The sequence below is a fragment of the Priestia sp. USM5 genome, from assembly GCF_058323215.1.
Genome location: NZ_JBSGKN010000001.1, coordinates 4,506,893 through 4,518,627, shown reverse-complemented (window position 1 = coordinate 4,518,627; position 11,735 = coordinate 4,506,893). Strand labels below are relative to the sequence as shown.

General features: G+C 40.8%; 20 protein-coding genes. All 20 read left to right on the top strand.

All coding sequences use genetic code 11. From position 1 onward, the window contains the following. Nucleotides 1-35 precede the first annotated feature (35 nt). The 20 genes from ACWATA_RS23805 to ACWATA_RS23710 all read left to right on the top strand — a co-directional run bounded on the left by ACWATA_RS23805 (nt 36) and on the right by ACWATA_RS23710 (nt 11,706). Nucleotides 36-284 (top strand): 50S ribosomal protein L7ae-like protein, encoded by a 249-nt coding sequence (locus ACWATA_RS23805; protein ID WP_013054921.1) that lies wholly within the window; start codon nt 36-38, stop codon nt 282-284. Between the two features lie 99 nt (nt 285-383). Then, complete coding sequence (gene rpsL, locus ACWATA_RS23800; protein WP_013054922.1) at nt 384-806, top strand: 30S ribosomal protein S12; 423 nt, start codon at nt 384-386, stop codon at nt 804-806. Nucleotides 807-856: 50 nt separating this feature from the next. Further along, complete coding sequence (gene rpsG, locus ACWATA_RS23795) at nt 857-1,327, top strand: 30S ribosomal protein S7 (protein WP_013054923.1); 471 nt, start codon at nt 857-859, stop codon at nt 1,325-1,327. Nucleotides 1,328-1,384: 57 nt separating this feature from the next. Further along, nucleotides 1,385-3,463, top strand: a complete 2,079-nt coding sequence (gene fusA, locus ACWATA_RS23790; protein WP_028412663.1) for an elongation factor G — start codon at nt 1,385-1,387, stop codon at nt 3,461-3,463. 116 nt (nt 3,464-3,579) lie between these two features. Then, nucleotides 3,580-4,770: an elongation factor Tu gene (gene tuf / locus ACWATA_RS23785; RefSeq protein ID WP_013081371.1), complete on the top strand. Its 1,191-nt coding sequence runs from the start codon at nt 3,580-3,582 to the stop codon at nt 4,768-4,770. A 315-nt stretch (nt 4,771-5,085) separates the two neighbouring features. Then, a complete protein-coding gene (gene rpsJ / locus ACWATA_RS23780) occupies nt 5,086-5,394 on the top strand; it encodes a 30S ribosomal protein S10 (protein ID WP_013054926.1) in 309 nt (102 codons plus the stop codon). 41 nt (nt 5,395-5,435) lie between these two features. Beyond that, entirely contained in the window at nt 5,436-6,065 is a 630-nt protein-coding gene (gene rplC / locus ACWATA_RS23775) for a 50S ribosomal protein L3 (protein WP_013054927.1), read from the top strand. Nucleotides 6,066-6,093: 28 nt separating this feature from the next. Further along, nucleotides 6,094-6,717, top strand: coding sequence for a 50S ribosomal protein L4 (gene rplD, locus ACWATA_RS23770; RefSeq protein WP_013081372.1), 624 nt, complete (start codon nt 6,094-6,096; stop codon nt 6,715-6,717). Continuing rightward, a complete protein-coding gene (rplW, locus tag ACWATA_RS23765) occupies nt 6,717-7,004 on the top strand; it encodes a 50S ribosomal protein L23 (protein WP_028412664.1) in 288 nt (95 codons plus the stop codon). Before rplD ends, rplW begins: the two co-directional genes overlap by 1 nt. A 27-nt stretch (nt 7,005-7,031) precedes the next feature. Next, nucleotides 7,032-7,862, top strand: coding sequence for a 50S ribosomal protein L2 (rplB, locus tag ACWATA_RS23760; RefSeq protein WP_013081374.1), 831 nt, complete (start codon nt 7,032-7,034; stop codon nt 7,860-7,862). A 57-nt stretch (nt 7,863-7,919) separates the two neighbouring features. After that, nucleotides 7,920-8,198 (top strand): 30S ribosomal protein S19, encoded by a 279-nt coding sequence (gene rpsS / locus ACWATA_RS23755; protein ID WP_013054931.1) that lies wholly within the window; start codon nt 7,920-7,922, stop codon nt 8,196-8,198. Between the two features lie 19 nt (nt 8,199-8,217). Then, nucleotides 8,218-8,559, top strand: coding sequence for a 50S ribosomal protein L22 (rplV, locus tag ACWATA_RS23750; protein WP_013054932.1), 342 nt, complete (start codon nt 8,218-8,220; stop codon nt 8,557-8,559). A gap of 3 nt (nt 8,560-8,562) precedes the next feature. Further along, entirely contained in the window at nt 8,563-9,219 is a 657-nt protein-coding gene (gene rpsC, locus ACWATA_RS23745; protein ID WP_013054933.1) for a 30S ribosomal protein S3, read from the top strand. Nucleotides 9,220-9,221: 2 nt separating this feature from the next. Then, nucleotides 9,222-9,656, top strand: coding sequence for a 50S ribosomal protein L16 (gene rplP, locus ACWATA_RS23740; protein WP_013054934.1), 435 nt, complete (start codon nt 9,222-9,224; stop codon nt 9,654-9,656). Continuing rightward, a complete protein-coding gene (gene rpmC / locus ACWATA_RS23735; RefSeq protein WP_013054935.1) occupies nt 9,646-9,846 on the top strand; it encodes a 50S ribosomal protein L29 in 201 nt (66 codons plus the stop codon). The genes rplP and rpmC overlap by 11 nt, the downstream gene beginning before the upstream one ends. A 25-nt stretch (nt 9,847-9,871) precedes the next feature. Then, entirely contained in the window at nt 9,872-10,135 is a 264-nt protein-coding gene (gene rpsQ / locus ACWATA_RS23730) for a 30S ribosomal protein S17 (protein WP_013054936.1), read from the top strand. 51 nt (nt 10,136-10,186) lie between these two features. Beyond that, nucleotides 10,187-10,555 (top strand): 50S ribosomal protein L14, encoded by a 369-nt coding sequence (rplN, locus tag ACWATA_RS23725; protein WP_013054937.1) that lies wholly within the window; start codon nt 10,187-10,189, stop codon nt 10,553-10,555. Nucleotides 10,556-10,604: 49 nt separating this feature from the next. Beyond that, nucleotides 10,605-10,916: a 50S ribosomal protein L24 gene (rplX, locus tag ACWATA_RS23720; RefSeq protein WP_013054938.1), complete on the top strand. Its 312-nt coding sequence runs from the start codon at nt 10,605-10,607 to the stop codon at nt 10,914-10,916. Between the two features lie 31 nt (nt 10,917-10,947). Then, nucleotides 10,948-11,487 carry a 50S ribosomal protein L5 gene (gene rplE / locus ACWATA_RS23715; RefSeq protein WP_013054939.1) on the top strand — a complete coding sequence of 180 codons (540 nt, stop codon included), beginning with the start codon at nt 10,948-10,950 and terminating at the stop codon, nt 11,485-11,487. A 33-nt stretch (nt 11,488-11,520) separates the two neighbouring features. Then, nucleotides 11,521-11,706 (top strand): type Z 30S ribosomal protein S14, encoded by a 186-nt coding sequence (locus ACWATA_RS23710; RefSeq protein WP_013054940.1) that lies wholly within the window; start codon nt 11,521-11,523, stop codon nt 11,704-11,706. Nucleotides 11,707-11,735: the final 29 nt, after the last annotated feature.

Sequence of the window (11,735 nt, the reverse complement as noted above, 5' to 3'; positions counted from 1 at the left end):
CCTATAAACTACCTGTTACTTTGGAGGATATGATAATGTCTTATGAAAAAGTATTACAGGCTGATCATATTATTGTAGGAACAAAGCAGACGGTGAAAGCATTAAAAAAAGGTACAGTAAAGGAAGTCATCATTGCTGAAGACGCTGATTTTTATGTCACATCCATTGTGGCAAAAACGGCACAGCAAGAAAACGTTCCGTATACGTATGTCCCTTCTATGCGAAAGCTTGGTCAAGCTTGTAGGATAGAAGTTAACGCTGCAACTGTTGCAATTATTAGTTAACACGTTTTTGAACTTTTAGTTTCAAAGACTTTGTTTTTTGCTAAAAAATGAACCACCTGGATGTGTGGTCTTACAAAAGGCGAAAGGAGGAAAAATTAAATGCCTACTATTAACCAATTAATCCGTAATGGTCGTGTGAGTAAAGGTAAAAAATCTGACTCACCTGCTTTAAACAGAGGTTACAACAGCTTCAAGAAAGCTCAAACTAACCAATCTTCTCCACAAAAACGTGGTGTATGTACACGTGTGGGTACTATGACACCGAAGAAACCGAACTCGGCTCTTCGTAAATATGCTCGTGTACGTTTAACAAACGGTATCGAGGTAACAGCTTATATCCCAGGTATTGGTCACAACTTACAAGAACACAGCGTGGTACTTATCCGCGGTGGACGTGTAAAAGATTTACCAGGGGTACGTTACCATATCGTACGTGGTGCACTTGATACTGCTGGTGTGGATGGCCGTATGCAAGGTCGTTCTAAATATGGTACTAAGCGACCAAAAGCAGCTAAAAAATAATAGCTTAACAATTAATAGATAAACTTTTAAAAGTGAAAGGAGGAAGTAGAATGCCACGTAAGGGACCTGTTGCAAAAAGAGACGTATTACCAGATCCGATTTACAATTCTAAGCTTGTATCTCGCTTAATCAACAAAATGATGCTTGATGGAAAGCGCGGTAAGTCACAAGCTATTCTTTATAGAGCATTCGATTTAGTACAAGAGCGCAGTGGTAAAGAAGCTATGGAAGTATTCGACCAAGCTCTTAAAAACATCATGCCTGTACTAGAAGTTAGAGCACGCCGTGTAGGGGGTTCTAACTACCAAGTTCCTGTAGAAGTACGCCCAGAGCGTCGTACTACTTTAGGTCTTCGTTGGTTAGTAAACTATGCTCGTCTTCGTGGAGAAAAAACGATGGAAGAGCGTTTAGCTAACGAAATCCTTGACGCAGCTAACAACACTGGTGCTGCAGTTAAGAAACGTGAAGATACTCACAAAATGGCAGAAGCTAATAAAGCATTTGCTCATTACCGTTGGTAATCTTTTAACGAAACTTTTAAAAAAACAAATTATAATATGGAAGGAGAAATACCTAAGATGGCAAGAGAGTTCTCCTTAGAAAACACTCGTAATATTGGGATCATGGCTCACATTGATGCTGGTAAAACAACAACAACTGAGCGTGTTCTTTATTATACTGGCCGTATCCATAAAATTGGTGAAACTCATGAAGGAGCTTCACAAATGGACTGGATGGAGCAAGAGCAAGAACGTGGTATCACTATCACGTCTGCTGCGACAACTGCTTCTTGGAAAGGTCACCGCGTTAACATCATCGATACTCCTGGACACGTAGACTTCACTGTTGAAGTTGAGCGTTCATTACGTGTACTTGATGGCGCTGTGGCAGTTCTTGATGCTCAATCTGGTGTTGAGCCTCAAACAGAAACAGTATGGCGTCAAGCGACTACGTACGGTGTTCCCCGTGTCGTATTCGTTAACAAAATGGACAAAATTGGTGCTGACTTCTTGTACTCTGTAAAAACGATCCACGATCGTTTAGGTGCAAATGCTCACCCAATTCAGTTGCCAATCGGTGCTGAAGATGACTTCGAAGCAATCATTGACCTTGTGGAAATGAAAGCATACTTCTACGAAGATGACTTAGGTACTCGTTCAGAATCTCGTGAAATTCCTGAGGAATACAAAGAGCAAGCTGAAGAATACCGTGCAAGCCTAGTAGAAGCTGTTGCAGAACTTGACGAAGAATTAATGATGAAGTACTTAGACGAAGGCGAGCTTACAGTTGAAGAACTAAAAGCTGGTATCCGTAAAGGTACTTGTGACGTTGAATTCTACCCAGTTATCTGTGGTTCAGCATTCAAAAACAAAGGTGTACAATTAATGCTAGATGCGGTAATTGATTACCTACCATCTCCAGTTGATGTACCAGCAATCCAAGGTATCGTACCTGACACAGAAGAAGAAGTTACGCGTGAGTCTAGCGACAACGCTCCTTTCTCAGCATTAGCGTTCAAAGTTATGACGGACCCTTATGTTGGTAAATTAACGTTCTTCCGTGTGTACTCTGGTGTACTAAGCTCTGGTTCATACATCAAAAACTCTACAAAAGGTAAGCGTGAGCGTGTAGGTCGTATCCTACAAATGCATGCTAACTCTCGTGAAGAGATTTCTGAAGTATACGCTGGAGATATCGCGGCAGCTGTAGGATTAAAAGATACTTCTACTGGTGATACTCTATGTGACGAAAAGAGTCTTGTAATTCTTGAGTCTATGGAATTCCCAGAGCCAGTTATCTCTTTATCTGTTGAGCCAAAATCAAAAGCTGACCAAGATAAAATGACGACAGCTCTTCAAAAGTTACAAGAAGAAGATCCAACTTTCCGTGCGGAAACTAATACAGAGACTGGTCAAATCATCATCTCTGGTATGGGTGAGCTTCACCTTGATATCATCGTTGACCGTATGCGTCGCGAATTCAAAGTAGAAGCAAACGTTGGTGCTCCTCAAGTAGCTTACCGTGAAACTTTCCGCGCTGGTGCGAAAGTTGAAGGTAAATTCGCTCGTCAATCTGGTGGTCGTGGACAATTCGGTCACGTTTGGATTGAGTTCGAACCTAACGAAGAAGGAAAAGGCTTTGAATTTGAGAACAAAATCGTTGGTGGTGTAGTTCCACGTGAATACATCCCTGCAGTTCAAGCTGGTCTTGAAGATGCATTACAAAACGGTGTTCTTGCTGGTTATCCATTAATCGATATCAAAGCTGCTTTAGTTGATGGATCTTACCATGACGTTGACTCAAGTGAGATGGCGTTTAAAATTGCCGCTTCTATGGCTCTTAAAAACGCAGTATCAAAATGTAACCCAGCTATCCTTGAACCAATGATGAAGGTTGAAGTTGTTATCCCTGACGAATACTTAGGAGATATCATGGGTGACGTTACGTCTCGTCGTGGACGTGTAGAAGGTATGGAAGCACGCGGTAACGCTCAAGTTGTACGTGCATTCGTTCCACTTTCTGAAATGTTTGGTTATGCAACTGCATTACGTTCAAACACTCAAGGTCGCGGAACATATTCTATGCACTTCGATCACTACGAAGAAGTTCCTAAATCAATTTCAGAAGAAATTATTAAAAAAAATAAAGGTGAATAATTGATTTTCACTCTTTATTGAAGTATAACTACTTATGTACGCTGTGAAAGTGGAGCTCATTCCCTTTCACGGCCTCATAAACCATAAACTACATGAATTTTAAGGAGGATTTTCGAATGGCTAAGGAAAAATTCGACCGTTCAAAAACACATGCCAATATCGGTACAATTGGTCACGTTGACCATGGTAAAACAACTTTAACAGCTGCTATCACTACTGTTCTTGCTAAGAAAAGTGGTAAAGGTGCAGCAATGGCTTACGACATGATCGACGCTGCTCCAGAAGAGCGCGAGCGTGGAATCACAATCTCAACTGCACACGTTGAGTATGAAACTGACACTCGTCACTATGCACACGTTGACTGCCCAGGACATGCTGACTATGTTAAAAACATGATCACTGGTGCTGCTCAAATGGATGGTGGTATCTTAGTAGTATCTGCTGCTGATGGTCCAATGCCACAAACTCGTGAGCACATCCTTCTTTCTCGTCAAGTAGGTGTACCTTACCTAGTTGTATTCTTAAACAAATGTGACATGGTAGACGACGAAGAGCTACTTGAATTAGTAGAAATGGAAGTACGTGACCTTCTTTCTGAATACGACTTCCCTGGTGACGATGTACCAGTAATCAAAGGTTCTGCTCTTAAAGCTCTTGAAGGCGAAGCTGATTGGGAAGCTAAAATCATCGAGCTTATGGACGCTGTTGATGAGTACATCCCAACTCCAGAACGTGACACTGAAAAACCATTCATGATGCCAGTTGAGGACGTATTCTCAATCACTGGTCGTGGTACAGTTGCTACAGGTCGTGTAGAGCGTGGACAAGTTAAAGTTGGTGACGTTATCGACATCATCGGTTTAACTGAAGAGCCAAAATCTACTACTGTAACAGGTGTAGAAATGTTCCGTAAGCTTCTTGACTATGCTGAAGCTGGCGACAACATCGGTGCTTTACTTCGTGGTGTAGCACGTGAAGAAATCCAACGTGGACAAGTATTAGCTAAACCAGGCTCAATCACTCCACACACTAAATTTACTGCTGAAGTATACGTTCTTTCTAAAGACGAAGGTGGACGTCACACTCCATTCTTCACAAACTACCGTCCACAGTTCTACTTCCGTACAACTGATGTAACTGGTATTTGTAACTTACCTGAAGGCGTAGAAATGGTAATGCCTGGCGACAACATCGAAATGACTGTTGAACTTATCGCTCCAATCGCGATTGAAGAAGGTACTAAATTCTCAATCCGTGAAGGTGGACGTACAGTAGGCGCTGGCGTTGTAGCTAAAATCAGCGAGTAATTTCTCGTTTCAGTAAAGGGAGTAGGGTAACCTACTCCTTTTTTATTTGGTGATAAAAGGTAAAGATAGTTTTTACTATTACACTTGCAAAATGATCTCCTTTTATATATAATGAAAAAAGTGTGCGACACATAAAAAAGTTTTTTAACTTTATTGTTGCAATATGAACCCATTTTTAGTATAATAAAAATGTTGGTCTTTGACTGCGATGATGCGGAAGGTTGCCGACACACCCGGCCGCTTTGCCATGGCGAGTGTGGGGAAATTTCCGCGGAGAATGTCTATTGTAAAATAGGCGAAAAAGGAGGGAAAATAATGGCAAAAGAAAAAATTCGCATTCGTTTAAAAGCATATGATCACAGAATTCTTGATCAATCTGCTGAGAAAATCGTAGAAACTGCAAAACGTTCTGGTGCGGCTGTATCTGGTCCGATTCCATTACCGACTGAAAAATCAATTTATACAATTCTACGTGCAGTACACAAATATAAAGATTCTCGTGAGCAGTTCGAAATGCGCACGCATAAACGCTTAATTGATATCGTGAATCCAACACCACAAACTGTTGATTCATTAATGCGTTTAGACTTACCATCTGGTGTAGATATCGAAATTAAACTTTAATTTAAAATAAAGAATGAAAAGATACTTAGGAGGTGTGACTAATGGCCAAAGGAATCTTAGGAAGAAAGATCGGTATGACTCAAGTATTTGCTGAAAATGGTGACTTGATCCCAGTAACAGTAATTGAAGCTTCTGCTAACGTAGTTCTTCAAGTTAAAAACGCTGAGACAGACGGTTACGAAGCAATCCAATTAGGTTTCGAAGATATCCGTGAAAAACTATCTAACAAACCTGCAAAAGGACATGCTACTAAAGCTAATACTGCTCCTAAGCGCTTCATCCGTGAGTTACGCGGTGTGGACGCTTCAGCATATGAAGTTGGTCAAGAAGTCAAGGTTGATATTTTCGCAGAAGGCGATGTAATTGATGTAACAGGAATCTCAAAAGGTAAAGGTTTCCAAGGTGCTATTAAACGCCACGGACAATCTCGCGGACCTATGTCTCATGGTTCTCGCTACCACCGTCGCCCAGGTTCAATGGGTCCTGTAGCTCCAAACCGCGTATTTAAAGGTAAATTATTACCAGGACGCATGGGTGGAGAGCGCATCACTGTGCAAAACTTATCAATCGTTAAAGTTGACGCAGAACGCAATCTTTTATTAGTAAAAGGTAACGTGCCAGGAGCTAGAAAATCTCTAGTTACTGTTAAATCTGCAGTTAAATCTAAATAATAATTCTTCGAGAAAGGAGGAATAACCAATGCCAAAAGTAGCATTGTTTAACCAAAACGGTGAAAACGTTGGAGAGATCGAACTTCAAGATGCCGTTTTCGGTATCGAACCAAACAACAAAGTACTTTTCGACGCGATCGTAATGCAACGCGCATCTCAACGTCAAGGTACTTCTAAAGTTAAAAATCGTTCTGAAGTAAGAGGCGGTGGCCGTAAGCCATGGCGTCAAAAAGGTACTGGTCGTGCTCGTCAAGGATCTATCCGTTCTCCACAATGGCGTGGTGGTGGCGTAGTATTTGGTCCAGTTCCAAGAAGCTATAGCTACAAATTACCTAAAAAAGTTCGTCGTTTAGCAATTAAGTCTGCATTATCAACTAAAGCTCAAGATAACAGCATCGTTGTTCTTGAAGCTCTTTCTTTTGACGCTCCAAAAACAAAAGAAATGGTAGCAGTTCTTAAAAACCTAACAGTAGAACGCAAAGCATTAGTAGTAACTGCTGATCTTAACGAAAATGTTGCACTTTCAGCACGTAATATTCCTGGTGTAACAGTTGTTGCAGCTAATGGTTTAAGCGTATTAGACGTTATGAACCATGATAAGCTTGTAATCACTAAAGACGCAGTTGAAAAAGTAGAGGAGGTGCTTGCATAATGAAAGATCCTCGTGATATTATTAAGCGCCCCGTAATTACAGAACGTTCAACAGACTTAATGGCTGAGAAAAAATATACGTTTGATGTTGATGTAAAAGCTAATAAAACTGAGGTTAAAGATGCTATCGAAAAAATCTTTGACGTAAAAGTTGAAAAAGTAAACATCATGAACTACAAAGGTAAATTCAAGCGTGTAGGTCGCTACAGTGGTCTTACTAACCGTCGTCGTAAAGCGGTAGTAACACTAACTCAAGAGAGCAACGAAATCGAATTCTTCGAAGCTTAAGATTACTAGAGAAGGAGGGAAATTGAGATGGCGATTAAAAAGTATAAACCAACCTCAAATGGTCGTCGTGGTATGTCAGTTTCTGATTTCGCTGAAATTACTACTGACAAACCAGAAAAATCGTTACTTGCACCTGTCAAGAGAAAAGGTGGTCGTAACAACCAAGGTAAATTGACTGTTCGTCACCAAGGTGGTGGGCACAAGCGTCAATACCGTATCATCGATTTTAAACGCGATAAAGATGGAATACCTGGACGCGTTGCTACAATCGAATATGATCCAAACCGTTCAGCTAACATCGCATTAATTCATTATGCTGATGGTGAAAAACGTTACATCCTTGCTCCTAAAAACCTAAAAGTAGGTTTAGAAGTTATGTCAGGTCCTGAAGCTGACATTAAAGTAGGTAACGCGCTTCCTTTAGCTAACATCCCTGTTGGTACAGTAGTACACAACATCGAATTGAAACCTGGTAAAGGTGGACAATTAGTTCGTTCTGCAGGTACATCTGCTCAAGTACTTGGTAAAGAAGGTAAATACGTATTAGTACGTTTAACTTCTGGTGAAGTACGCATGATCCTTGCAACTTGTCGTGCAACTGTAGGTCAAGTTGGTAACGAACAACACGAGTTAATCAACATCGGTAAAGCCGGTCGTTCTCGTTGGTTAGGTATTCGTCCAACTGTACGTGGTTCTGTAATGAACCCTAACGATCACCCACACGGTGGTGGTGAAGGACGTTCTCCAATCGGACGTAAGTCTCCAATGAGTCCATGGGGTAAACCAACACTTGGTTACAAAACTCGTAAGAAGAAAAACAAATCCGATAAATTTATCGTTCGTCGTCGTAAAAAATAACGGGATTGAGCTACGGTTCAAACGAACCGTAGGACAATCACGAAGGGAGGTTCATTTATGGGTCGCAGCTTAAAGAAAGGACCTTTTGTAGATGACCATTTAATCAACAAAATTGAGAAGTTAAACGAAACTGACAGCAAGCAAGTAGTAAAAACTTGGTCTCGTCGTTCAACTATCTTCCCTCAGTTCATTGGTCATACAATTGCTGTATATGACGGTCGTAAACATGTACCAGTTTATGTTACTGAAGACATGGTAGGTCACAAACTTGGTGAATTCGCACCATCTCGTACTTACAAAGGTCACGCAAGTGATGATAAGAAAACAAGACGCTAATATGAGAGGAGGCTTTTAAATGCAAGCTAAAGCTGTCGCGAGAACAGTACGTATTGCTCCTCGTAAAGTTCGTTTAGTTGTAGATTTAATTCGAGGTAAGCAAGTGGGTGAAGCGCTAGCAGTGCTACTTCACACGCCAAAGGCTGCTTCTCCAGTCGTTGAGAAAGTATTAAAATCTGCTATTGCCAATGCAGAACACAATTATGAAATGGACGCTAACAATTTAGTTATTACTGACGCTTTTGTTAACGAAGGTCCAACTTTAAAACGTTTCCGTCCACGCGCTATGGGACGTGCAAGCCAAATTAACAAGCGCACAAGCCACATCACAATCGTGGTATCAGAAAAGAAGGAGGGATAATTCATGGGTCAAAAGGTAAATCCGGTCGGTCTTCGCGTCGGTGTCATCCGTGATTGGGAATCAAGATGGTTCGCTGGCAAAGACTACGCTGACTTATTACATGAAGACTTAAAAGTACGTGAATATATCGCTAAACGTTTAAACGATGCAGCTGTTTCTAAAGTTGAAATCGAACGCGCTGCTAACCGCTTAAACGTAACGATCCACACTGCAAAACCTGGTATGGTAATTGGTAAAGGTGGTACTGAAGTAGAATCACTTCGTAAAGCTCTTAACCAATTAACAGGCAAGCGTGTACACATTAACATCCTTGAAATTAAACGAGCAGATTTAGATGCTAAACTAGTAGCTGAAAACATCGCTCGCCAACTTGAGAACCGTGTATCATTCCGTCGTGCTCAAAAGCAAGCTATCCAACGTAGTATGCGTGCTGGCGCACAAGGTATCAAAACAATGGTATCTGGTCGTTTAGGCGGAGCTGATATTGCTCGTTCTGAATATTACAGTGAAGGTACAGTTCCACTTCATACACTTCGCGCTGATATTGACTATGCTCACGCTGAAGCAGATACTACTTATGGTAAACTTGGTGTGAAAGTATGGATCTATCGTGGAGAGGTTCTTCCTACTAAAAAGAAAACTGAGGAAGGAGGAAAATAATTATGTTATTACCAAAACGCGTTAAATATCGTCGCGAACATCGCGGAAAAATGCGTGGACGCGCTAAAGGTGGTACGGAAGTACATTTCGGTGAATTCGGTTTACAAGCTACTGAAGCTTCTTGGATTACAAACCGTCAAATCGAAGCTGCTCGTATCGCAATGACTCGTTACATGAAACGTGGCGGTAAAGTATGGATTAAAATTTTCCCTTCTAAACCTTATACTGCTAAGCCTCTAGAAGTCCGAATGGGTTCTGGTAAAGGTGCTCCTGAAGGTTGGGTAGCAGTTGTTAAACCTGGAAAAGTAATGTTTGAAATTTCAGGTGTATCTGAAGAGGTTGCACGTGAAGCTTTACGTTTAGCTGCACACAAGCTACCTGTAAAATGTAAGTTTGTAAAACGTGAAGAAATTGGTGGTGATTCTAATGAAAGCTAATGAAATTCGTGACCTTACCACTGCTGAAATTGAACAAAAAGTTAAGGCTTTAAAAGAAGAGTTGTTTAACCTTCGTTTCCAATTAGCGACTGGACAATTAGAGAATACTACTCGTATTCGCGAAGTGCGCAAATCGATCGCTCGTATGAAAACTGTAGTTCGTGAAAGAGAGATTGCTGCTAATAAATAATTAAGTCTGAGAGGAGGCTTTCAGAATGAGTGAACGCAACCAACGTAAAGTTTACACTGGCCGCGTAGTTTCTGACAAAATGGATAAGACTGTTACTGTTCTTGTTGAAACTTACAAAAAGCATTCGCTTTATGGCAAGCGTGTAAAATACTCAAAGAAATTCAAAGCTCACGATGAAAACAATACAGCTCAACTAGGCGATATCGTGAAGATCATGGAAACTCGTCCGTTATCAGCTACTAAACGTTTCCGTCTAGTAGAAGTTGTAGAAAAAGCTGTTATCATCTAATAGTTAAGATAGATCGGATAAGAATGATTCATCCGAAGGGAGGTTTCGTACATGATTCAACAAGAATCTCGTTTAAAAGTTGCAGACAACTCTGGTGCACGTGAGGTACTTACTATTAAAGTACTTGGTGGTTCAGGTCGTAAGACAGCAAACATTGGTGATGTTATCGTTTGTACGGTGAAACAAGCAACACCAGGAGGCGTTGTTAAAAAAGGTGACGTTGTTAAAGCTGTTGTTGTACGTACAAAAAGTGGTGTTCGCCGTACTGACGGTTCTTACATCCGTTTCGACGAAAATGCTTGCGTAATCATCCGTGACGACAAAGGACCACGTGGTACTCGTATCTTCGGACCAGTTGCTCGTGAATTACGTGATAACAACTTCATGAAGATCGTATCATTGGCTCCAGAAGTTATCTAATTGATATATAGAACAAATACAAAATGCCTTTTAAGGAGGTGCGAATAGGATGCATGTTAAAAAGGGCGACAAAGTAGTGGTTATCTCTGGTAAAGACAAAGGTAAGCAAGGTGAAGTACTTGCAGCTTTCCCAAAGAAAGACCGTGTACTTGTTGAAGGCGTGAACGTTGTGAAAAAACACTCTAAACCTTCTCAAGTAAATCCACAAGGTGGAATCGTTAGCCAAGAGGCACCTATCCACGTATCAAACGTAATGCCGTTGGATCCTAAATCTGGTGAGCCAACTCGTGTTGGGTACCAAGTTATCGATGGCAAAAAGGTACGTGTAGCAAAAAAATCTGGTGAAACTTTAGATAAATAATTAATGAAATGTGAAGGGAGGTTTAGTTCACATGAACCGTCTTAAAGAGAAATTTACAAAAGAGATTACTCCTGCTCTAGTTAGCAAGTTTAATTATGAATCTGTAATGCAAGTGCCAAAAATCGACAAGATCGTAATCAACATGGGTATCGGTGATGCTGTTTCTAACTCAAAAGCTTTAGATAACGCTGTTGAAGAACTAGCTGAAATCACTGGTCAAAAACCTGTTGTAACTCGTGCGAAAAAATCTATCGCTGGTTTCCGTCTTCGTGAAGGTATGCCAATCGGTGCGAAAGTTACTTTACGCGGCGAGCGTATGTACGAATTCTTCGATAAATTAGTATCAGTATCACTTCCACGTGTGCGCGATTTCCGTGGTGTATCTAAAAAAGCATTTGATGGTCGTGGAAACTACACGTTAGGTGTTAAAGAACAATTGATCTTCCCAGAGATCGATTATGATAAAGTAACTAAAGTTCGTGGTATGGATATCGTTATTGTTACAACAGCAAACACTGATGAAGAAGCTCGTGAGCTTTTAACTCAGTTCGGTATGCCATTCCAGAAGTAATAACTGCCAACGTTAAGCAGAGGAGGCGAAAATGTGGCTAAAAAATCAATGATTGCGAAGCAAAAACGCCAGCAAAAATTCCAAGTACAAGAGTATACACGTTGCGAACGTTGTGGACGTCCACACTCAGTACTACGTAAATTCAAGCTTTGCCGTATTTGTTTCCGTGAGCTTGCTTATAAAGGTCAAATTCCTGGTGTTAAAAAAGCTAGTTGGTAAAACCCAAGTTTGGGAAGGAGGTAAATTAA

What these genes read in the sequence shown, in the direction of transcription:
- rplC (WP_013054927.1), top strand. Translation starts at nt 5,436, where the DNA reads ATGGCCAAAGGAATCTTAGGAAGAAAGATCGGTATGACTCAAGTATTT.
- rplD (WP_013081372.1), top strand. Translation starts at nt 6,094, where the DNA reads ATGCCAAAAGTAGCATTGTTTAACCAAAACGGTGAAAACGTTGGAGAG.
- rplN (WP_013054937.1), top strand. Translation starts at nt 10,187, where the DNA reads ATGATTCAACAAGAATCTCGTTTAAAAGTTGCAGACAACTCTGGTGCA.
- rplB (WP_013081374.1), top strand. Translation starts at nt 7,032, where the DNA reads ATGGCGATTAAAAAGTATAAACCAACCTCAAATGGTCGTCGTGGTATG.
- rplV (WP_013054932.1), top strand. Translation starts at nt 8,218, where the DNA reads ATGCAAGCTAAAGCTGTCGCGAGAACAGTACGTATTGCTCCTCGTAAA.
- ACWATA_RS23805 (WP_013054921.1), top strand. Translation starts at nt 36, where the DNA reads ATGTCTTATGAAAAAGTATTACAGGCTGATCATATTATTGTAGGAACA.
- rplW (WP_028412664.1), top strand. Translation starts at nt 6,717, where the DNA reads ATGAAAGATCCTCGTGATATTATTAAGCGCCCCGTAATTACAGAACGT.
- rpsS (WP_013054931.1), top strand. Translation starts at nt 7,920, where the DNA reads ATGGGTCGCAGCTTAAAGAAAGGACCTTTTGTAGATGACCATTTAATC.
- rplE (WP_013054939.1), top strand. Translation starts at nt 10,948, where the DNA reads ATGAACCGTCTTAAAGAGAAATTTACAAAAGAGATTACTCCTGCTCTA.
- tuf (WP_013081371.1), top strand. Translation starts at nt 3,580, where the DNA reads ATGGCTAAGGAAAAATTCGACCGTTCAAAAACACATGCCAATATCGGT.
- rpsG (WP_013054923.1), top strand. Translation starts at nt 857, where the DNA reads ATGCCACGTAAGGGACCTGTTGCAAAAAGAGACGTATTACCAGATCCG.
- rpsQ (WP_013054936.1), top strand. Translation starts at nt 9,872, where the DNA reads ATGAGTGAACGCAACCAACGTAAAGTTTACACTGGCCGCGTAGTTTCT.
- rpmC (WP_013054935.1), top strand. Translation starts at nt 9,646, where the DNA reads ATGAAAGCTAATGAAATTCGTGACCTTACCACTGCTGAAATTGAACAA.
- rplP (WP_013054934.1), top strand. Translation starts at nt 9,222, where the DNA reads ATGTTATTACCAAAACGCGTTAAATATCGTCGCGAACATCGCGGAAAA.
- rpsJ (WP_013054926.1), top strand. Translation starts at nt 5,086, where the DNA reads ATGGCAAAAGAAAAAATTCGCATTCGTTTAAAAGCATATGATCACAGA.
- rpsC (WP_013054933.1), top strand. Translation starts at nt 8,563, where the DNA reads ATGGGTCAAAAGGTAAATCCGGTCGGTCTTCGCGTCGGTGTCATCCGT.
- fusA (WP_028412663.1), top strand. Translation starts at nt 1,385, where the DNA reads ATGGCAAGAGAGTTCTCCTTAGAAAACACTCGTAATATTGGGATCATG.
- rpsL (WP_013054922.1), top strand. Translation starts at nt 384, where the DNA reads ATGCCTACTATTAACCAATTAATCCGTAATGGTCGTGTGAGTAAAGGT.
- rplX (WP_013054938.1), top strand. Translation starts at nt 10,605, where the DNA reads ATGCATGTTAAAAAGGGCGACAAAGTAGTGGTTATCTCTGGTAAAGAC.